The sequence below is a fragment of the Rhodococcus huquni genome (assembly GCF_055231055.1).
Map to the genome: position 1 here is coordinate 213,112 of NZ_JBUYWE010000007.1, position 20,746 is coordinate 233,857.

The following is a 20,746-nucleotide window of genomic DNA, read 5'->3' on the forward strand; positions in this document are numbered from 1 at the left end:
CCGGATCAGGTCCTGGGTCAGCTCCCCTGGTACGTGGCCTTACCCGGACCCACGTCGAGGAAGCTCCGCACCGCACCGACCAGATCCTCCGTCTCGAAGAGCTCACCCGAGACGGTCGGCGTCACGGAATCCGCATGCGCGACGCCGCCGGATCGCCAGGCCTCGACGATCTGCTTGGTCGCCGCATGCGCCCTCGTGGGGCCGTCTGCCAGGCGCGCGGTCAACGCACGCGCGGCTTCGTCCACGTCCTCGTGAACGGCATTGACCACGCCCCACGCGTGCATCGTCTCCGCGTCGTACAGATCGCCCGTCATCACCAACTCCCGGGCCCGCCCCGAGCCGGCGCGTTCGGCGAGACGCTGCGGACCGCCCATGGACGGCGTCAGACCCACGACGGTCTCGACGAGGCCGAACTTGGCCTTCGGCGCGGCCAACACGATGTCGCACGCGAGCGCGATCTCGAAGGCCGCGGTGAGGGTGAGTCCGTGCGCCGCGTAGACGACCGGACACGGCAGCGCCTCGAGCGGATGGCACACCGTCGCGAACAGCTTCTGCCAGAGGTCGGCGCCTTGCGCGGCGTCGAGTCCGGAGAACACGTTGACGTCGACGCCGGCCGACACCACCTTGCCCTCGGCGCGCAGTAGGACCGCGCGTGGCGGGCTGGCTGTCAGCTCGCCGACACGAGCCTGCACGGAGTCGAACATGTCCTGATCGAACAGATTGAGGGGTCCGTGCGCGAACGTCAGGATCGCGATCTCGGCACCCGCCTCGGTCGTCACTCGTTCCAGTCGGGTGGGCTGCTCTGTCTTCGACGGCTCGGTCATGACGCCAGGGTGCCACAGGTTTCGGGCATACGATCGGGATGTGACCGACGATCGCACGACTGCTGCGCTGGACGAGGCCCTCGCCCAGGTGGTGGGCGGGCGGTACGTGACCACGGATCCGGACGTACTGCGCTCTCGCGCCACCGATCACACGGGTCGACACTGTGGCCGAGCCGTCGCCCTCGTCCGGCCCGCGGACACCGCCCAGGTGGCCGCAGTTCTCACCGTCTGCCGGGAACGGGGCGTGAAGGTCACCGTGCAGGGCGGCCGGACCGGACTCGTCGCCGGCACCGTCCCCGAGAACGACGACGTCATGTTGTCCACCGAAAGACTCACCCACGTCGGCGAAGTGGATTCCGAGGGGCTGCGCGTCACTGTCGGTGCCGGAGTCACCCTCGCTCGCCTACGGGAGGTAGCTGCGGGCTCGAGCTTGCTGTTCGGCGTCGACATCGCTTCGAGGGACTCCGCCACCGTGGGCGGCATGGTCGCAACGAACGCGGGCGGGCTCCACACTGTCCGCTACGGCAACATGTCGGCCCAGGTGACCGGACTCGAGGTCGTCCTCCCCGACAGTTCCATCGTGCGGCGCACACCTCGAGTCCGGGCCGACAACACGGGTTACGACCTGCTGTCCCTCTGGGCAGGCAGCGAGGGAACTCTCGGAGTCGTCACGGCCGTCGAGCTGCGCTTACGACCGATCCCCTCGCACCGAGTGTGTGCTCTGGCCGGCTTCGATCGACTCGAAGACGTGATCGATGCCGGCCGTATCCTGCGTCGGCACCGCGAGGTGGATGCTCTCGAACTCGTCGACGGCCGTGGCCTGCACCTTGCCGCCGAGCATCTCGGCGCTGCGGTCCCCACCGGCCGGCTCTGGTATCTCCTGGTCGAGTTCTCCGGAAACGAGGACCGCACCGACGAACCGGCAACTGCGCTGTCGCAGTGTGCCATCCGCGACGAGCCCGCGGTGGGAATGGACGCGATCGGCCGCGAGCGGGTGTGGGCCGCACGTGAAGTCTTCGCCGAGCTCGTCGGGCTGTTCGGTCCACCCGTCAAGTTCGATGCGGCCCTGCCCCTCGACACCTTGGCCGATTTCACCCATGAGGCGGTGGCGACCGTGAACCGACTCGCGCCCGAGGCGATCCCGGTCCTGTTCGGCCACGTCGCGGAAGGAAACATCCACTTCAACGTGTTGCGCTGCCCCGACGAGACCGACCTCTACCCGGCCATCCTCGACGTCGTTCGCCGTCACCACGGAAACGTGAGTTCCGAACACGGTGTCGGCACGCTCAAGCGCAACTATCTGGACCTCACACTCACGCCGGAGGACATCGACGCGATGTGGACACTCAAACGCGCCTTCGATCCGACCGACTACCTCAATCCTGCAGTGCTCTTTCCGGATTCGTTTCGGTCGTAGCCGGCTCGCCGTCGGCCTGGGCCTGGCGCTCCGGTCGGGCGAAGAACACCGCGGCGACGAAGCCGACCAGAAGCACGACCGCCGGCAGCCACATCGACTCGGACATCGCGGTACTGAACGGTTGACGGATGATCTCCGGAAGCTGTTGCGTGGCCGACTCCTCACCACCACCGCCGCCAAGCCCGCCTGCTGCCAGTCGTGAGGTGATGAGGGCACCGATCGCCGCACTACCGAGAACTGCGCCCACCTGACGAGTGGTGTTGTAGACACCCGCGCCGGCGCCCGCCTTCTGCGGCGGCAGGTTGTGGGTGGCCGTTGCTGCCAGCGGCGACCAGATGCACGCGTTGGCGAGACCGATCAGTCCGATCGGCAACAACAGTTGCCACACCTCGGCTTCGGGAGTCATGACCGACGCCAGCCAGCCGAGTGCAACCGCGAACATCAGGAACCCCGTGCCGGCGATGTACCGCGGATGAGTGCGGTCGACCAGTCGGCCCACGAACGGCGCGAACACACCGGTCAGGACCGCCATCGGCACGAGCAACAGCGCGGACGACGTCGGGGTCATTCCCCGAACGGCCTGTGTGTAGAACATCAGCGGCAGAACCATCGCGGTGATCGCGAAGCCCATTGCCGTGATGGCCACGTTCGCAAGCGAGAAGTTGCGATCGGCGAACAGGCCGAGCGGCACCAACGGTTCCCTCCTGCTCCAGGACTGGTACCAAACGAACACCCCGAGGATCACCAGACCCGCGCCGATGGACAGCAACACGAGCGCGGACCAGTCGTACGAACTCCCCTCCTGGATGCCGAAGACGAGGAAGAACATGCCCACAGCACTCAGGAACACGCCGGGGATGTCGAAGCTGTGCGTGTGGGTGGGCAGGGTCGGCACCAACCGCCAGGCCATCACGAACGCGATCACACCGACCGGGACGTTGACGATGAAGATCCATTCCCAGCCGAGGTTGTCCACGAGAACACCGCCGGCAAGCGGCCCGACCAGTGTCGCGACGCCGGCCACCGCGCCCCACAGCCCCATGGCGGTGCCACGACGATCCGGCGGGAACGTTCGGGTGATCACCGCCATCGTCTGCGGGGTCATGAGGGCAGCACCGAAGCCTTGGAAGACGCGGGCGACGATCAGCATCGTGATGGTCCCGGACAGTCCGCACCACAGCGATGCACCGGTGAAGAGGACCAATCCGATCAAGTAGACGTTCTTCGGGCCGAATCGGTCACCGAGACGCCCGGTGACCAGCAGCGGCACCGCGTAGGCCAGCAGATACGCACTGGTCACCCAGACAACGCTGTTGATGTCGCTCTGCAGGTCGTTCATGATCGCGGGGTTCGCCACGGCAACGATCGTGCTGTCGACGAGAATCATGAAGAAGCCGATGACCAGGGCCCACAGAGCGGGCCACGGGCTCCGCTCTGTGGTCGGCACCCTCACGCGCTCGGTCGTCATGTCTTGTCCCCTGTCTTTTCCGCCGGCTTCCCGGTGAGTCGTATCGAGCGCTCGATGCGCTCGACGAGTTCTGGTGAGAGCCAGGGAATTTCCCCGGTCTCGAGCTCTCCTGCAAGGCTCGTCAACCACTCGCGCTCCGCGCGGGCGAGGACCTGCAGATATTCTTCGCCGATTCGAAAGATGCGCGGCACGTTCATCTCGTCTGCCAGCTGCCACCGATCGGAAATGGCATCGATCTCGCCTGACAACGCGGCGATTCTGCTGCGGAGCAATTCGACGACGACGTCGACATCGAGGTTGTGGGCTTCTGCCAGCGCAACCGGGAATCGCGGGTACTCGTTGACCGGCACTTCGAGCATGCGACGAACGGTGTCCTCGATGGCGGCGCGGCCTGTGCCGGTGATCTCGTACGTCGTGCGCTCGGGACGTCTGCCCTCGCGATCGGTGCCCACCGCCCGAACCATTTCGTCTCGTTCGAGTCGGTCGACCGTGTGATACAGCGACCCGGGCCGCAACTTCACGAGACGCTCGCCACGCCGGAACGACGCCAGTTGGTACATCTCGTACGGATGCATCGGCCGCTCACCGAGTAGACCGAGCACGGTCACAGCGAGTGGTGTGAGGTCTGCGCTCACGTTCTACACCCCACTTTCCGCATTACTCCGCACCAAATAGTCCACATGGAATATACGCTCGATGAATACGGTGAGGCAATGGACCCGCATCAACTCGCCATCGCACGCCTTGCATGGGCCCGCGCGCTCGGACTCCCCGACGACGCCCTGTCCACCTCCGGGGTCCTCGAGACTTCGACCTCGGACTCGATCGCGCTGCTTCGACTCGGGGCCGTCCACTGCCTCGTCGGCCCTGCCGGACTGGCCGACCGTGCAGCGGGCCGCGCACTCGACGAGTTCACCGACCCCAGCGCACTGCTTTCTCTGACCGACGACCGGTCCGCGCGATGCGTGGGGCCCGAGGTGCTGTTCTTCGCCACCGACTACGTCGCGGCGGGGGCGGAACCTGCCGAGGGCGACGAACCGCTGGTCTCCCACGAGCTGCAGCATGCTCGCGCAGTCGCGAACGGATGCCCTCCGGACGACGCTGCAGAACTGCATCTCGACCAACACGACTCGTCGTTCACCATCCTCACCGACGACGAGCATCCGACCTCGACTGCCGGCTACCTCGAGCGCGAGGGGTTGGTCGCCGACGTCGCCGTACTCACGACGCCCGAACACCGCAGACGCGGACTCGCCTCGACCGTCGGTCGTATCGCGACGGACGCGGCACTGGACGGCGGTTTGATCCCCCAATTCCGTGTGCACCGAGACAATTTCGCGGGACACGCTCTCGCACACAAGCTCGGGTACGTCGAAGGTGGCCTCCACGTGTCACTGAACGTTCAACAACAGGAGGGGTAGGATTCGGGCAGAGTAGCCACACCACAGAGGAGACGAAGCGTGAGCAGCGACGGTACGGATTCCGAAAGCACTGCGCCGGAACAGAATCCCGACGGAGCGGACGCTCCGAGTGGCTCCTATGTTCAGCCGGGTTCGGAATACACTCGGGATACTCGATACATCGAAACGCGGATCACGGCGGACGGCCGTGACGGCTACCCGGTGGAGCCCGGTCGCTATCGTCTCGTCGTGGCGCGGGCCTGCCCATGGGCCAACCGAGCCATCATCGTCCGACGACTCCTCGGGCTCGACGACGTTCTCTCCATGGGAGTGTGCGGCCCGACCCACGACCAGCGCAGCTGGACCTTCGATCTCGACCCCGGCGGTATCGACCCGGTCCTGAAGATCCCGCGTATCCAGGACGCCTATTTTGCGCGCGTCCCCGACTACCCCCGCGGTATCACCGTGCCGGCGATCGTCGACGTACCGACGGGCCAGGTCGTGACCAACGACTTTCCCCAGATGACGCTCGACCTCTCGACCGAATGGAAGCAGTACCACCGAGAGGGCGCTCCCGACCTGTACCCGGAGGAATTGCGGGGCGAGATCGACGAGGTGGCAGATCTGGTGTTCCGCGACGTCAACAACGGCGTGTATCGGTGTGGTTTCGCAGGTTCACAGGATTCGTACGAGGCCGCATACGACCGATTGTTCGACCGCCTCGACTGGCTCACGGACCGCCTGGCCGACAGACGATTCCTGGTGGGAGACACCATCACCGAGGCCGACGTTCGACTTTTCACCACTTTGGCCCGGTTCGATGCCGTCTATCACGGACACTTCAAGTGCAACCGCAGCAAGCTCACGGAGATGCCGGTGTTGTGGGCGTATGCCCGCGACCTGTTCCAGACTCCCGGCTTCGGCGACACGATCGACTTCACCCACATCAAGGACCACTACTACCTCGTCCACACCGACGTGAACCCCACCGGGATCGTGCCGAAGGGCCCCGACCTGAAGAACTGGCTCGAGCCGCACGGCCGCGAGAAGCTCGGTGGGCGGCCGTTCGGTGACGGCACACCCCCGAACCCCCCGAAACCGGACGAGGTCGTACCGGCGTCGCACTGGGTGGGTTGACGCCGAGTCGCTCAGGCTCCCCCGTACGTCCCGAAGCTCCAGTAGACGCCTTCGGGATCGCGACATGTGAAACCGCGCGAGCCGTAGTCCTCGTCTCGCAACTCTCCGGAGATGGTGGCTCCCGCCGACACCACCCGGTCGTACATCTCGTCCGGGTTGTCGATCACCAGATATATGGAGCCGACACCGGGAGGAACGGCGCAGGTCGCCGGTTCCGGACGACTCGAGCCGAGCATGATTCCGCCGCCACCGGGCCAGCGGAGTTCTGCGTGGTCGACTCGGTCTCCGTCGCCGTACACCGCCTTCTCCACGAAACCGAGTGTGTCGACGAGGAAGCGGATTGCACCGCGCGCATCCGCGTACATCAGGGTGGGCCAGACAATGGTTTGCGTATCCGTCGTATTCATACGAATCACTGTGCGTCGTCGTGCGCCGGCCTGTCTTGGACGAATGAGAAGTTCTCCGAACGTCGCCACTCGGACGGCGGCATTCCCGCAAGGTCGCGCCAGTCTCTGGCCATGTGCGCCTGGTCGTAGTATCCGCACAGATCGGCAACATCGGACAGCGGGGGAATTCGGTCCCGGCGCAGATACTGGTGCGACCGATGGAACCTGCCGAGTCGCACTGCATCTTTGGGCGTCAGACCGAATTCGCTCCGGAATCTGGTCACCAGATGCCGCCTGCTCCAACCGATCTCCCCGGCCACGTCGGCCACTCTGGCCGTGCCGTCGGCCACGAGCCGGTGCCAGCCGTGCAGAACATCCGGGTTCGGCTCCGCTTCGGCGATACGCCGCCGGAACACCTCGTCGCACACCGCGAACCGTTCCGACCAAGTCGGTACCTCGGCGATCTTCTCCTGCAGTTCGCTCGCATCGCTGCCGATGACATCGCGCAGTTCGACGATATGATCGCCGAGTTCGGCAGTCGGCAGCCCCAGGAGAGTGCGCGCTCCCAACGGAGTCAGCGAGATCTGAATGCCGCGTTGCCGGCCGTCGTGCGGAAGGGCGACCGGTTCCATGGAGATGCCGCTGGCCAACGCGGAGTAGCTCGCACTCGTCCCCGAGCCGAGCACCGTCAATGGCCGATCCATCGTCAACACCAGCGTGAGGTACGGCGAAGGCAGACCGGCATGAACCCCCGCGTCGAATCCGGACATGCAATAACCGTCGTAACAGTGTACGAATCGACTCAACGCAGGTGGTGGCGTGCGGTGGACGCCGTCGAAACTCGGCACACACACCACACTAGGCGTGAGTACGACAAGGTGGAATCGGAAGTTCGCATAGAGTCGACGTCGCACGCACAACCCGATGGGAGCATCGATGGCCGACAACGCGCAGGCACCCGACGGCCGAATCGAGAAGATCCTCGTTTCGGTTCTGGACAACGGCAGCCGTCTTCAGGCCCCCGCAGTCGCGAAGTACGTAGATCGCGTCCGGCGGGCGCACCCCGACGAGTCACCCGCGCAGATCATCGAACGCATGGAGAAGATGTTCCTGACAGCGGTGACCGGCAGCGGCGGTGCCGTCGGCGCCACGGCCACGATCCCGGGCGTCGGCACGATCGCGTCACTTGCCGCGGTCGGCGCCGAATCGGCGTTCTTTCTCGAGGCGTCCGCTTTGCTGACCCTCGCAGTGGCAAGCGTGCACGGCATCTCCCCCGCCGACCATCAGCAGCGCCGTGCGCTCGTCCTCTCGGTTGCCCTCGGGGAATCCGGGATGGAGATCGTTCAGAAGGCAACCGGACTGACCGCCAAGAACTGGAGCACGGCGATCACGTCGCGCCTTCCGGGGACAACCATGCGCGGCGTCAACAGCTCTCTTGTTCGCAAGTGGATCACGAAGTACGCGGCGAAGCGCAGTGCACTTGTCCTCGGCAAACTCGTGCCGGCCGGTATCGGCGCCGCGATCGGCGGGGCCGGCAACCGGGCGATCGGCAAGGGCGTCATCAAGAACGCCAAGCAGGCGTTCGGTGCCCCTCCTGCCCGCTTCCCGATGGTGATCGATATGGAGGACGACGACACAGCTCGCGCAGAGCTTGGCCGGATCGCGCCTCAGTGAGCGAAATGTTCGGCGCTGGCGAAGCCGCCGCCCTTCTGCCGTAGTTCTCCGCACACCGTTTCGATCGCCTCGCTCAGCTCGCGACCCAGGTCCGCGCTGAATCCCTCCCGAACGACGATCCGAAGAACGGCAACACTCTCCGCGTCCGCGGGCATCGTGTACGCGGGCACCTGCCATCCGCGTGCGCGTAGTTCGTGCGATACGTCGAACACGGTGAACCCAGGGTCCCCGTCGAGCTCGAACGTGACCACCGGGATGACACTGCCGTCGGTGATCACTCGAACGGCCTCGAGTTTCGACAACCGTTCGCTCACCCGAACTGCGGTGTCACGCAACGCCTCCATGATTGCTCGGTAGCCGGTTCGACCGAGCCGCAGGAAGTTGTAGTACTGGCCCACGACCTGATTTCCCGGACGCGAGAAGTTCAGGGTGAATGTCGGCATGTCGCCACCGAGGTAGTTGACCCGAAACACCAAGTCCTCCGGCAGGTACTCCGCGGCGCGCCACACCACGAACCCGATGCCCGGATAGGTGAGCCCGTACTTGTGGCCACTGACGTTGATCGAGACAACCCGCGGAACTCTGAAGTCCCATTTCAGGTTCGGGTGCAGAAACGGAAGCACGAAGCCCCCGCTTGCGGCATCGACGTGCATCGGCACGTCCGGGCCACCCGATTCGGACAGACGATCGAGTGTTTCGGCAATCTCCTCGACCGCTTCGATCTCGCCCGTGTAGGTGGTTCCGGCGATGGCGACCACACCGATCGTGTTCCCGTCCACCGCTTCACGTACCTGCTCGGGGGTGATCACATAGCGACCCGGCTCCATCGGCAGGTACTTCGCCTCCACGTCGAAGTAGCGACAGAACTTCTCCCACACCACTTGAACATTGCTGCCCAGCACCAGATTCGGACGGCTCGTGTCGGCGCCCGCTGCCTCGCGCGCCGAGCGCCAGCGCCACTTCATCGCCAACCCGGCCAACATCACGGCCTCACTCGAGCCGATCGTCGACACGCCCGTCGCACTCGACGCGTCCGTGTCCGACAGGCCCGGTGCGTGGAAGAGATCTGCCACCATCGCGACACACCGCGACTCGATCGCCGCAGTCGCCGGATACTCGTCCTTGTCGATCATGTTCTTGTCGAACGTCTCCGCCATCAGCTTGTCCGCCTGCGGATCCATCCACGTGGTCACGAACGTGGCAAGGTTCAGACGCGAACTACCGTCGAGCATCAGCTCGTCGTGGATGAACCGATACGCGGCCTCCGGATCGGTTTCGTCCTCGGGTAGGCGCAGCGCCGGAAACGGCTCCACGGACATACGGCCCGTGTACGCCGGCGTCAGATACGCGTTCGAAGTCTTGTGATGTTTCCGGCTCATGAGTTGCCCCAATCGAGTACACCCAGCATGGCGAGTACTCCCAGCATGCCCCGCCGTGCACCGCTGTGTCCCCGGGTCGGGTGAAGTAGTGTCGGCAGCGTTTCCACGCGCGCCGTCCCGTTCGGCGAGCACGTTCGATATCGGCCAGGGAGGGCACGCATTGACTGCAGCGGGTCCCGGCATTCTCGCGCCGCCCATCGCGGTGAACGACGTGTCGAAGAACTACAAGGACGTGCAGGCGGTCACGGACCTGAGCTTCACCGTGCGGCGAGGGTCGATCACAGGACTGCTCGGCCACCCGGGCTCCGGGAAGTCATCCGTTCTTCGCATGGTTCTCGGCCTCGTCAAACCCACTTCCGGTGACACCGCCGTGGACGGCCTACCGTTCGCGCATCTCGGACGACCCGCTCGAACCATCGGCGCGGATCTCGGCCCCGCGGCCCTGCACCCGCAACGAACCGCGCGGGCTCACCTGCTCGTACACACGGCTGCTGCCGGGGTTCCGGACGTCCGAGCCGACCAGGTGCTTGCGACGGTAGGACTGTCCGACGTCGCCGCGCACCCCGCCGACCGACTCGATCCGGGCATGCGCCGACGACTCGCGCTCGCCACCGCTCTCCTCGGCACTCCACACATCCTCGTCCTCGACGAACCGACCGAAGGCATGGATCCCGCGGAAGTCACCTGGCTACGAAACTTTCTCGAAGAATTCGCGGCCGGCGGCGGCACAGTCCTGCTCGCCGCCACGAATCTGCACGACGTGGAACACCTCGTGGATCACGTCGTGATCCTCGGCAACGGCCAACTCGCATTCCAGGGCCACATCGACCATCTGCGTCGCGCACAGCAGGACCGTCTCCTGGTCGCCTGCTCCGATCCTGCGGCGCTCGCGACCGCACTCGCGGCCGGCAGTGTCGTCGACACCCGATCGCTCGCAGACGGACGGATCGCCGTCGTGGGGGCGACCGTCACGACCGTGGAGCGCATCGCCGCAGCCACAGGTGTCGGCCTGTACGCAGTGTTCGAAGACCGAGGCGACCTCGAACAGTTGTACCGGCAGATCTCGTCCGGCCAGTTCGTGCCGGGCGCGAGCACGGCCGCCCCCGCTGGTTACGGCGTTCCCCCTGCGCGGTGGCAAGGGCAGGCACCCAACGCACACATCCAGCCGCCACCCGGCCATCCGCCCCGGCAATGGCAGGGAGACGTCCGGTGATCGATTCCTTACGCTCCGAGTACCGCAAGGTGGTCGGCCTTCGCGAATGGTGGGCCGTGGCACTGGTCCCGGTCGTCATCGGCATGTTCGCCGCAGCGGTCGCCCTGCCCCTCATGCGAATGTTCCACACCGAGGACACGACCGGAAACGATCCCTACGCCACCCTCACTGCATTGGCTGCGCCACTCGCACTCGCAATCCTGTTCTCGGGACTGTTCGGCGCGCTGAACTTCGGGTCCGAGTTCCGTCACCGAACCCTGGCCACCAGCTTCGTCACCACACAGCGACGCGATGTGGTGATCGGGGCGAAGATCGCGGTCGACGCAGCTTTCGGCGTAGCCCTCTGTCTCGTCGTCGAAGTCGCGGTACTCCCGGTTCTCCTGGCATTCGGGGGCGACGACTTCCACGTGAATGCCGCACTCTTCGCCAGATTGGGTGCGGCACTGGTGGCCGCACTCGCCTGGTCGTTGATCGGAAGCGGGCTGGCGATGCTGACGCGGTCCGCCACGAGCGCAGCCTTCGGTCTCCTCGCGTGGTACACGATCGTCGAATTCGTCCTGCGTCTCCTGCTCGGCGCAATCGGGGCGGACGGTCTCGCCCGGATCCTGCCGGTCTCCGCAACGACCGGATCGATCGTGAATGCGGGAAACCCCGACCCTGTGGAATCGCTGCCGTCGTTCACCACCGGTGTCGTCGCGATGGTCGTGTGGGCGCTGGTGATCTGTGCGGCGGGGTGGGCACTGACCAGGCAACGCGACGTGCACTGACAGGTCCCCTGTGTGGGTGCACTGACAGGTCCCCTGTGCGGGTGCACTGACATCTCCGCTGTCGGGGTGCGAGTCTAACGTGGAACTCGATGACTCAGCAGACTGCGACGCCGGAAACGGGCGCCCCGGCCCTTGATCCGGCCCCGGGCGCGGGCCCGGGTTGGATTCGCCGTCTGACCCGCGAATGCTGGACGCATCGACGGCTGGTCGTGGGCGCCTTGAGCGTCACGGTGATAGCCGCGGTCATCGACATCACCTTCCCCCTGCTCACCAAAGTCGCGGTGGACGCTGCCGGTGCCGGCGACCCTGGACACACCGTCGCGGTCGTCGCGGGGCTCATCGCTCTTCTGGCCGCTGTCAGATTCGGGTGCCAGTACGGACGACGAATGTTGTCCGGTCGGCTGTCTCTCGACGTGCAACACGATCTTCGGCTTCGTCTGCTGGGGTCACTGCAGCGTCTCGACGGCCGCAAACAGGACCGCATCCGCACCGGACAGGTGGTGTCACGATCCATCACCGACCTGCAGCTGGTGCAGGGTCTGCTTGCCATGGTGCCGATGTCGATCGGGTCGCTGCTCCAGTTCGTTCTGGCCCTCACGATCATGGTGTGGCTGTCTCCACTGCTCACCCTCGTGGCACTCGTCGTCGCTCCTGCCGTCGCCTACGTGGTGTCGACCATGCGACCCAAACTGTTCGCGGCCACGTGGGCGGCCCAGCAGAGCGCCGCCGATCTCGCCCAGCACGTCGAGGAAACGGTCACCGGAGTCCGAGTCGTCAAAGGCTTCGGTCAGGAGGAACGGGCGGTCGACCAGCTCGAGCAGCACAGCCGCACGCTGTATGCGCACCGTCTCCGGTCCGCCCGGATCAACTCACGCTTCGCACCGACCATCGCAGCATTTCCGCAGCTCGGGCTCGTCGGCATCATCGTGCTCGGCGGCCTCCTGACCATGCACGGGTCGATCACGGTCGGCACCTTCCTCGCCTTCGCCACCTACGTCACGGCGATGGCGGCACTCACCCGTCAGCTCTCCTCGATCGTGGTGCTCGCTCAGTTGTCGCGTGCAGCGGTCGAGCGCGTCTACGACGTCATCGATACCGAGCCCGACGTCGACGATCCGCCGCACCCCGTCTCGGTTCCCGAAGGGCCACTCGGCGTCGAGCTGCAATCGGTTACCTTCGGGTTCGACCATGATCGTGATGTTCTGCGTGGGTTGGACCTGCAGATCGCGCCGTGTGAAACCGTCGCCGTCGTCGGCCCGTCCGGATCGGGCAAGACGGCACTCTCACTGCTGCTCCCCCGCTTCTACGCACCCGACGCAGGCTCCGTCTCGATCGTCGGTCGCGGCGAGACCGTCGACGTCGCCGAGATCCGCGCCGGTGAACTGCGCGGCGCCGTCTCGCTCGTGTTCGACGAGCCGTTTCTTTTCTCCGACTCGGTCGCCGCGAACATCGCCCTCGGTCGGCCCGACGCCACCGCCGAAGAAATCCGGGCGGCAGCACGCATGGCGCAGGCCGACGAATTCGTCTCCGCACTCGCCGACGGATACGACACCGTGGTCGGTGAGCGCGGCCTCACGCTCTCGGGCGGACAGCGGCAGAGAATCGCGCTGGCTCGCGCCCTTCTCACCGACCCGCGAGTGCTCGTACTCGACGACGCCACGTCTGCTGTCGACGCCACGACCGAGGCCGCGATCTTCGATGCCTTACGCGCGGACCGTCGCCGGACCACGCTGATACTCGCCCACCGAAGGTCCACTCTGTCGCTCGCCGACCGCGTCGCCGTGCTCGACGGTGGACGCATCGTCGACGTGGGCACCGTCGACGAACTCGATGATCGCTGCCCGCTCTTTCGGGAACTGTTCGCGTCCGGCGACGAGGCCGTGCCCGCGGTGGAGCCGAGTGTGCCCGAGGCCGAACCGAGCAGTGTGCCCGAAGCCGATTTGTGGCCCGAGACGTTCGACGTGTCCGGGGCGACGGGCGACGAGGTCCTCGAACGCACGGCCGGCGGCTCCGGTTCCGGAACCGGGAAGGGCGGCCCGATGAGCGGTGCGCTGGGCTCGGTCGCGGCAACTCCCGAACTCGCGGCAGCGGTCCGCGAACTGCCTCCCGCGACCGAAACGCCAGCAGGAGACTCCGCAGCACTGCGCACCCCCGAACCTCGTTTCGGACTCGCACGAATCCTGCGACCGGTCCGTCTGCTGCTCGCGACGGTGATCGTGTGTCTCGCACTCGACGCCCTCGCCGCCATCGCGTTCCCCTCGATCGTCCGATACGCCATCGACCACGGCGTCGTCCCCGAGAACTCCTCGACGCTGTGGGTGGCCGCGATCGGCGGTGTCGCCCTCGTCGTCGCGGACTGGCTCGTCGTCGCCGTCATGACGGTGCTCACCGCGCGAACCGGCGAGCGGGTCCTGTTCGGTCTTCGGGTTCGCAGCTATGCCCACCTGCAGCGGTTGGGGCTCGACTACTACGAGCGCGAACTGTCCGGCCGAATCATGACCCGCATGACCACCGACGTCGACGCACTGTCGACGTTCATCCAAACCGGGATGTCCACTGCCGTCGTGAGTGTCCTGACGTTGTTGGGAATTTCCATCGCCCTGCTCGTCACCGACCCGACGCTCGCGGTGGTCGCACTCGCGGTCATCCCGCCACTGGTCGTAGCGACCCTGGTGTTCAGAAAAGTGTCCTCGGTCGCGTACACCGTCTCGCGCGAACGAATCTCGCTCGTCAACGCCGACTTCCAGGAGAACATCGCGGGTCTGCGCGCAGCCCAGGCGTACCGCAGGGAGGAGTATGCGGCCAGGCGGTTCACCGAACGCGCCGAGAGCTACCTCCGCAGCCGGATGCGTTCACAGCGGGCCATCTCGCTGTACTTCCCGTTCATCGCGTTCCTGTCGGATCTGGCACTGGCCGCCGTGGTGTTCGTCGGCGCGCGGCAGGTGGCGAACGGGCACACCAGCGCGGGTGTCCTCGTGGCCTTCGTGCTGTACCTGGGACTGCTGTTCGGACCTATCCAACAGTTGTCACAGGTTTTCGACGGATACCAGCAGGCTTCCGTCGGCCTGCGCCGTATCGGTGATCTACTGCGCACACCCACCTCGATCGAGGCGGCCCACAGCGCCGACGAAGTGCCGATCGAAGGCCGACTGCGCGGCGAGGTTCATTTCGACGCCGTCGGTTTCCGATACGCCGGAGCGCAGCGATCCGCTCTCGACGACATCGACCTGCACATACCGCCGGGCAGCTCGGTGGCCCTCGTCGGCCGCACCGGCGCCGGCAAGTCCACCATCGTGAAGCTGCTCGCCCGCTTCTACGACCCCACGACCGGCGCGGTCCGAGTGGACGACGTCGACATTCGGCACTTCGCCCTGTCCCGGTATCGCGGCCGCCTCGGGGTGGTGCCCCAGGAAGCGCATCTGTTCACGGGAACCGTCGCCGAGAACATCGCTTACGGGCGCCCGTCGGCCGACCGGGCGGACATCGAGCGAGCCGCCAACGCGGTGGGGGCCCTCCACTCGATCGCTGGTCTGCGAGGTGGGATGCGTCACCCTGTCGGCGAACGCGGCCAGGGGTTGTCTGCCGGGCAACGTCAGCTCGTCGCACTCGCGCGAGCAGAACTGGTCGAGCCCGATCTGTTGCTGCTCGACGAGGCGACCGCAACTCTCGATCCCGCAACGGAGAGGGCGGTTCTCGACGCAGGTAGACGAGTCACCACGAGGCGCACTTCGGTCATCGTGGCGCACCGCCTCGCCACCGCCGCGCGGGCCGATCTCGTGGTGGTCGTGGACGAGGGACGCATAGTCGAATCAGGCACACATGCCGCCCTCCGACACGCCGGAGGCCACTATTCGAGACTGTGGGGTGCATCCCGAGCCGCGACAGGGAATAATCCGGGGGCGAGAACCGTCATCGATGGTGACCCCATCGAATGGCCGTGAGGCGAATCACACCTGTGTGCCGAACGTTGCTCGTCACACACGGGACTGGTCTCATGTACATAGGCGCTCTGATCGGGTACCGAAATAGAAACGAGGCGAAAAACTGCCGTGAGCAGCAGCTCTACATCCCAGTTCGGACAAAATCAGTGGTTGGTCGACGAAATGTACCAGCGCTTCCAGGACGACCCGTCGTCCGTGGACGCCAGTTGGCACGAGTTTCTGACCGACTACACCCCTGATACAGGAACCACCGAGGCATCCAACGGCGACAAGGGTGCGACCAACGGTCGAGGCTCCACCTCCACCGCGAGTACCTCGAACGGATCCCAGTCCAACGGGCAATCGTCCCAAGCCGCCTCCTCTGCTCCGGCACCGAAGACAGCCCCACCCAAGGCCGCCGCCTCCGCGCCGGAAAGCAAGGCGGCCGCTCCTGCCGCGACGCCGAAATCCGCGCCTGCGAAGCCCGCCTCGAAGCCGGAGGCGAAGAAGGCCGACGCACCCAAGGCCGACGCACCGGCTCAGGACGAGTCGAAGGTTCTGCGCGGAGCCGCTGCTGCCGTCGCAAAGAACATGAACGCCTCGTTGACCATCCCCACGGCCACCAGTGTGCGGGCGATCCCCGCCAAGCTGATGTTCGACAACCGGATCGTCATCAACAACCACCTTGCTCGTACCCGTGGTGGCAAGATTTCGTTCACGCACCTGCTCGGTTACGCCATCGTTCAGGCCGTCAAGGCCTACCCGAACATGAACAACCATTTCGAGGAGATCGACGGCAAGCCCAACGCGATCACCCCGGCCCACACCAACCTGGGTCTGGCGATCGACCTCGCCGGAAAGAACGGCCAGCGTTCCCTCGTCGTCGCCGCGATCAAGAACACCGAGTCGCACACGTTCACGCAGTTCTACAGCGCGTACGAGGACATCGTTCGCCGTGCACGTGACGGCAAGCTCACGGGCGACGACTTCGCCGGAGTGACCATCTCGCTCACCAACCCGGGCGGTATCGGCACGGTGCATTCCGTTCCGCGTCTGATGAAGGGCCAGGGCGCCATCATCGGTGCCGGCGCGATGGAGTACCCCGCCGAGTTCCAGGGCGCGAGCGACGAGCGCATCGCAGAGATGGGCGTCGGCAAGCTCATGACGCTGACGTCGACGTACGACCACCGCATCATTCAGGGCGCGGAGTCGGGCGAGTTCCTGAAGACCATTCACAACCTGCTCATCAGCGACGAGTTCTACGACGAGGTCTTCCACGCGCTGCACATCCCTTACGAGCCGGTCCGCTGGCGCAAGGATGTTCCCGAGGGCGCGGTCGACAAGAGCACGCGCGTTCTCGAGCTGATCGCCGCCTACCGCAACCGCGGCCACCTCATGGCCGACACGGATCCGTTGCAGTTCGTGAAGGACAAGTTCCGGTCCCACCCGGATCTGGATGTCACCACGCACGATCTGACGCTGTGGGATCTCGATCGCGAGTTCAAGGTCGGCGGCTTCCACGGCGAAGAGAAGATGAAGCTGCGGGACGTTCTCAGCGTCCTGCGCGATGCGTACTGTCGCCACGTGGGCGTCGAGTACACCCACATCCTCGAGCCGGAGCAGCAGCAATGGCTGCAGGATCGGGTGGAGTCGCACCACGTCAAGCCGACCGTTGCCCAGCAGAAGTACATCCTGAGCAAGCTCAACGCGGCCGAGGCGTTCGAGACGTTCCTGCAGACCAAGTACGTCGGTCAGAAGCGGTTCTCGCTCGAGGGCTCCGAGTCGGTCATCCCGATGATGGATGCCGTCATCGACCAGTCCGCCGAGCACGCACTCGACGAGGTCGTCATCGGTATGCCGCACCGCGGCCGCCTCAACGTTCTCGCGAACATCGTGGGCAAGCCGTACTCGAAGATCTTCACCGAGTTCGAGGGCAACATGAACCCGGCGGCCGCTCACGGCTCCGGCGACGTGAAGTACCACCTCGGCGCCGAGGGCACTTACATCCAGATGTTCGGTGACAACGACATCACCGTCTCCCTCACCGCCAACCCGTCCCACCTCGAGGCGGTCGACCCGGTGCTCGAGGGTCTCGTCCGTGCGAAGCAGGACATCCTCGACAAGGGCGAGGACGGATTCACCGTCCTGCCGCTGATGCTGCACGGTGACGCCGCGTTCGCCGGACAGGGTGTCGTCGCCGAGACGCTCAACCTCGCGCTGCTCCGCGGTTACCGCACCGGCGGCACCGTCCACATCGTCGTGAACAACCAGGTCGGCTTCACCACCGCACCCGAGCATTCACGCTCGTCCGAATACTGCACCGACGTGGCGAAGATGATCGGCGCGCCGATCTTCCACGTCAACGGTGACGACCCCGAGGCTTGTGTGTGGGTCGCACAGCTGGCCGTCGACTTCCGTGAGAAGTTCCAGAAGGACGTCGTCATCGACATGATCTGCTACCGCCGTCGCGGTCACAACGAGGGCGACGACCCCTCGATGACCCAGCCGGCGATGTACGACGTGATCGACACCAAGCGCAGCGTCCGCAAGAGCTACACGGAATCCCTCATCGGTCGTGGCGACATCTCGCTCAAGGAAGCAGAAGACGCACTCCGCGACTACCAGGGCCAGCTCGAGCGCGTGTTCAACGAGGTTCGCGAGCTCGAGAAGTACACACCGGAGCCCAGCGAGTCGGTCGAGTTGGACCAGCCGCTGCCGACCAAGCTGACCACCGCGGTCGACGAGTCGGTGCTACACCGCATCGGTGACGCGTTCGCGAACGTGCCAGAGGGCTTCAGCATTCACCCGCGTGTGAAGCCGGTCGTCGAGAAGCGTCGTGAGATGTCCCGTGAGGGCAAGATCGACTGGGCTTTCGCCGAGCTCCTCGCGTTCGGTTCTCTCGTCGAGGAGGGCACGATGGTGCGCCTCTCCGGCCAGGACTCGCGGCGTGGCACCTTCACGCAGCGCCATTCGGTACTCATCGACCGTAAGTCGGGCGCCGAGTACACACCGCTGCAGAATCTGAGCTCGCAGGTAGAGGGCGGTAAGCCGGGCAAGTTCCTGGCTTACGACTCCGCCCTCAGCGAGTTCGCCGCGGTCGGTTTCGAGTACGGCTACTCGGTCGGCAACCCGGACGCTCTGGTCCTGTGGGAAGCACAGTTCGGTGACTTCGTGAACGGCGCTCAGTCCATCATCGACGAGTTCATCTCGTCGGGTGAGGCGAAGTGGGGCCAGCTCTCCGACGTCGTGCTGCTGCTCCCCCACGGACACGAGGGACAGGGTCCGGACCACACCTCCGGTCGTATCGAGCGCTTCCTTCAGCTGTGTGCGGAAGGTTCGATGACCGTGGCGGTTCCGTCCACCCCGGCGAGTTACTTCCACCTGCTGCGGCGCCACTCGCGGGACGGAATCCGTCGTCCGCTCGTCGTCTTCACCCCGAAGTCGATGCTGCGCAACAAGGCAGCCGTGTCGGACGTGCAGGACTTCACCACCGGCAAGTTCCGTTCGGTGTTCGAAGAGCCCACGTTCGAGGCGGGCGAAGGTTCGCGCGAGAAGGTGCAGCGCGTCCTGCTGGTCAGCGGCAAGCTGTACTGGGAACTGCTCGCCAAGAAGCAGAAGGACGAGCGCGACGACATCGCGATCGTGCGCATCGAGCAGCTCTACCCGGTCCCGAGCCGTCGTCTGCGCGAGACGCTGGACCGCTACCCGAACGCCACCGAGTTCCGGTGGGTTCAGGAAGAGCCTGCAAACCAGGGCGCATGGCCGTTCTTCGGTCTGGCACTGCCCGAACTCCTTCCGGACAAGTTGGCCGGCATCAAGAGGGCTTCGCGCCGCTCGATGTCCGCACCGTCCTCGGGTTCGAGCAAGGTTCACGCCGTCGAGCAGCAGGAGATCATCGACGAGGCCTTCGGCTGATCGGCTGAAGACCCCTCCCCTTCGACGACGAATGTCACACAGGTTCAGCTCACGCGAACCGGTGTGACATTCGTCGTTTCGGGGCGGCGGCGAAACACCACCGTCGACGTGGTCGCAGCGACGACAACGATCGACGCGAAGGCCGACACGGTCAGCAGGCTCGGGCTCGACAAGGGCTCACCGCGCAGGGCCTGCCAGGTCGACAGACCGAGCACCCCCGCGTACCCGAGTGCTGCGATGGTGGTGAGCGCGGTTCGTACCTTCTCCGAACGCAACCGGACATGCCTCGCGGCAAGCGCTTCGAGCACGAACACCACGAGCAGCATCGCCTGCATTCCGTGCAGTCCCACGAAGTGCGGGATTCGCATGTCGCCGCCGGTCGTACTCCAGTTGGTCAGCGGCAGACCTGGATCGGCGTCACTCGCGCCGATGGTGTGGCCCGACATGAGTTCCATGTCGCGGCCTTCGGCATCCCGGACCACTCGACTCCCGTTGTATCCCATCGAGTATCCGAGCATCATGCCCACGATGGCGAACACCAGCCCCGCATGGATGGCACGGGTCAGCGGCCGATCGCCGACACCCTGGAAGAGCAGGATCAGTGCTATCACCACGTTTGCGAAGAAGAGTCCGGGGACCGCGAAAGAGAACACCGTTTGCCCGATCGAGTTGACGGAATCTTCTGCCGTGTTGAAATGACTGAACGTGCCACGCGCCGCCTGCACTGCGATGAACCCGACATCGAGAATCCCGGTGATCGCGACGACGGTCCCCATCACGCTCGTCCATCGACTCCCCTTGTGCGGACGACGCAGCATCCATGCGAGGGTCGCACCGAAGATCGCGAACGACACCGCGAACTTGAACGGTTTCAGCCATACCGAGACGCCGAGAAGGGTGCGGTCGTCCACGATCATGGCGCCGGCGCAGAACACCGCAAGGACGGCCATGACACCGACCATTACGGCCAGCGGGAACTGTCGTGTGGTGGTCATGCGAGTCGCGGCCATGCACCGACGCTATGAACGGAGCACACTTCGCCGCGTCACCCCGCGGTACCCGAGAGAACTAGCGCTCAGGTATCACTTCCACCCCTGACCAATGTCACACCGGTTCGCGTGAGGCGGGGTCAACCGGTCGATGCACCACGGCTCCTGATCAGGTGTGGGTGATGTGCGATGACGGGATGTGCGTCGAAGCTGGACGAGGCGCGCGATAGTTTCTTCGCCATGGTCGATTCCGGTGT

General features: G+C 65.4%; 15 protein-coding genes. 8 read left to right on the forward strand and 7 right to left on the reverse strand.

The window, feature by feature from the left end; genetic code table 11:
- Positions 1–17: 17 nt before the first annotated feature.
- Entirely contained in the window at positions 18–824 is an 807-nt protein-coding gene (locus ACZI8R_RS15005; protein WP_463380432.1) for an enoyl-CoA hydratase/isomerase family protein, read from the reverse strand.
- On the opposite strand from ACZI8R_RS15005, the gene ACZI8R_RS15010 reads away from it, so the two are divergent.
- Positions 823–2,241, forward strand: coding sequence for an FAD-binding oxidoreductase (locus ACZI8R_RS15010; protein WP_463380433.1), 1,419 nt, complete (start codon positions 823–825; stop codon positions 2,239–2,241). The two genes, ACZI8R_RS15005 and ACZI8R_RS15010, sit on opposite strands and share 2 nt — an antisense overlap.
- Here the strand turns inward: ACZI8R_RS15010 and ACZI8R_RS15015 are convergent.
- Both ACZI8R_RS15015 and ACZI8R_RS15020 read right to left on the reverse strand, forming a co-directional pair.
- On the reverse strand, positions 2,201–3,709 hold the full coding sequence (locus ACZI8R_RS15015) for an MFS transporter (protein WP_463380434.1): 1,509 nt from the start codon (positions 3,707–3,709) through the stop codon (positions 2,201–2,203). The genes ACZI8R_RS15010 and ACZI8R_RS15015 overlap by 41 nt on opposite strands.
- The gene (locus tag ACZI8R_RS15020) at positions 3,706–4,344 is read right to left on the reverse strand and encodes a PadR family transcriptional regulator (protein ID WP_463380435.1); all 639 of its coding nucleotides are present in this window, start codon (positions 4,342–4,344) and stop codon (positions 3,706–3,708) included. The genes ACZI8R_RS15015 and ACZI8R_RS15020 overlap by 4 nt, the downstream gene beginning before the upstream one ends.
- A gap of 78 nt (positions 4,345–4,422) precedes the next feature.
- Here ACZI8R_RS15020 and ACZI8R_RS15025 point away from each other — a divergent pair, with 78 nt between their 5' ends.
- Together ACZI8R_RS15025 and ACZI8R_RS15030 are read left to right on the forward strand one after the other, a co-directional pair.
- Complete coding sequence (locus ACZI8R_RS15025) at positions 4,423–5,130, forward strand: GNAT family N-acetyltransferase (protein ID WP_463380436.1); 708 nt, start codon at positions 4,423–4,425, stop codon at positions 5,128–5,130.
- 159 nt (positions 5,131–5,289) lie between these two features.
- On the forward strand, positions 5,290–6,246 hold the full coding sequence (locus ACZI8R_RS15030; RefSeq protein ID WP_463380457.1) for a glutathione S-transferase family protein: 957 nt from the start codon (positions 5,290–5,292) through the stop codon (positions 6,244–6,246).
- Positions 6,247–6,257: 11 nt separating this feature from the next.
- Here ACZI8R_RS15030 and ACZI8R_RS15035 read toward each other — a convergent pair whose 3' ends face one another.
- Both ACZI8R_RS15035 and ACZI8R_RS15040 read right to left on the reverse strand, forming a co-directional pair.
- Positions 6,258–6,653, reverse strand: a complete 396-nt coding sequence (locus ACZI8R_RS15035) for a VOC family protein (protein ID WP_463380437.1) — start codon at positions 6,651–6,653, stop codon at positions 6,258–6,260.
- A 5-nt stretch (positions 6,654–6,658) separates the two neighbouring features.
- The gene (locus ACZI8R_RS15040; protein WP_463380458.1) at positions 6,659–7,489 is read right to left on the reverse strand and encodes a helix-turn-helix domain-containing protein; all 831 of its coding nucleotides are present in this window, start codon (positions 7,487–7,489) and stop codon (positions 6,659–6,661) included.
- Between the two features lie 79 nt (positions 7,490–7,568).
- Here ACZI8R_RS15040 and ACZI8R_RS15045 point away from each other — a divergent pair, with 79 nt between their 5' ends.
- On the forward strand, positions 7,569–8,306 hold the full coding sequence (locus ACZI8R_RS15045) for a hypothetical protein (protein ID WP_463380438.1): 738 nt from the start codon (positions 7,569–7,571) through the stop codon (positions 8,304–8,306).
- Here ACZI8R_RS15045 and ACZI8R_RS15050 read toward each other — a convergent pair.
- The gene (locus ACZI8R_RS15050) at positions 8,300–9,685 is read right to left on the reverse strand and encodes a glutamate decarboxylase (protein WP_463380439.1); all 1,386 of its coding nucleotides are present in this window, start codon (positions 9,683–9,685) and stop codon (positions 8,300–8,302) included. The genes ACZI8R_RS15045 and ACZI8R_RS15050 overlap by 7 nt on opposite strands.
- A 160-nt stretch (positions 9,686–9,845) precedes the next feature.
- Here ACZI8R_RS15050 and ACZI8R_RS15055 point away from each other — a divergent pair, with 160 nt between their 5' ends.
- From ACZI8R_RS15055 to ACZI8R_RS15070, 4 genes are all read left to right on the forward strand, one after another.
- A complete protein-coding gene (locus tag ACZI8R_RS15055) occupies positions 9,846–10,898 on the forward strand; it encodes an ABC transporter ATP-binding protein (RefSeq protein WP_463380440.1) in 1,053 nt (350 codons plus the stop codon).
- A complete protein-coding gene (locus ACZI8R_RS15060; RefSeq protein ID WP_463380441.1) occupies positions 10,895–11,665 on the forward strand; it encodes an ABC transporter permease in 771 nt (256 codons plus the stop codon). Before ACZI8R_RS15055 ends, ACZI8R_RS15060 begins: the two co-directional genes overlap by 4 nt.
- Before the next feature lie 89 nt (positions 11,666–11,754).
- A complete protein-coding gene (locus ACZI8R_RS15065) occupies positions 11,755–15,606 on the forward strand; it encodes an ABC transporter ATP-binding protein (RefSeq protein WP_463380442.1) in 3,852 nt (1,283 codons plus the stop codon).
- A gap of 108 nt (positions 15,607–15,714) precedes the next feature.
- Positions 15,715–19,500 carry a multifunctional oxoglutarate decarboxylase/oxoglutarate dehydrogenase thiamine pyrophosphate-binding subunit/dihydrolipoyllysine-residue succinyltransferase subunit gene (locus ACZI8R_RS15070; RefSeq protein WP_463380443.1) on the forward strand — a complete coding sequence of 1,262 codons (3,786 nt, stop codon included), beginning with the start codon at positions 15,715–15,717 and terminating at the stop codon, positions 19,498–19,500.
- Between the two features lie 44 nt (positions 19,501–19,544).
- Here ACZI8R_RS15070 and ACZI8R_RS15075 read toward each other — a convergent pair whose 3' ends face one another.
- Positions 19,545–20,510 (reverse strand): hypothetical protein, encoded by a 966-nt coding sequence (locus ACZI8R_RS15075; protein ID WP_463380444.1) that lies wholly within the window; start codon positions 20,508–20,510, stop codon positions 19,545–19,547.
- Positions 20,511–20,746: the final 236 nt, after the last annotated feature.

Excerpts from the sequence above, each read along its gene's own strand:
- ACZI8R_RS15010 (WP_463380433.1), top strand. The coding sequence starts at position 823 with ATGACGCCAGGGTGCCACAGGTTTCGGGCATACGATCGGGATGTGACC.
- ACZI8R_RS15005 (WP_463380432.1), bottom strand. The coding sequence starts at position 824 with ATGACCGAGCCGTCGAAGACAGAGCAGCCCACCCGACTGGAACGAGTG.
- ACZI8R_RS15015 (WP_463380434.1), bottom strand. The coding sequence starts at position 3,709 with ATGACGACCGAGCGCGTGAGGGTGCCGACCACAGAGCGGAGCCCGTGG.
- ACZI8R_RS15025 (WP_463380436.1), top strand. The coding sequence starts at position 4,423 with ATGGACCCGCATCAACTCGCCATCGCACGCCTTGCATGGGCCCGCGCG.
- ACZI8R_RS15035 (WP_463380437.1), bottom strand. The coding sequence starts at position 6,653 with ATGAATACGACGGATACGCAAACCATTGTCTGGCCCACCCTGATGTAC.
- ACZI8R_RS15045 (WP_463380438.1), top strand. The coding sequence starts at position 7,569 with ATGGCCGACAACGCGCAGGCACCCGACGGCCGAATCGAGAAGATCCTC.
- ACZI8R_RS15050 (WP_463380439.1), bottom strand. The coding sequence starts at position 9,685 with ATGAGCCGGAAACATCACAAGACTTCGAACGCGTATCTGACGCCGGCG.
- ACZI8R_RS15065 (WP_463380442.1), top strand. The coding sequence starts at position 11,755 with ATGACTCAGCAGACTGCGACGCCGGAAACGGGCGCCCCGGCCCTTGAT.
- ACZI8R_RS15075 (WP_463380444.1), bottom strand. The coding sequence starts at position 20,510 with ATGGCCGCGACTCGCATGACCACCACACGACAGTTCCCGCTGGCCGTA.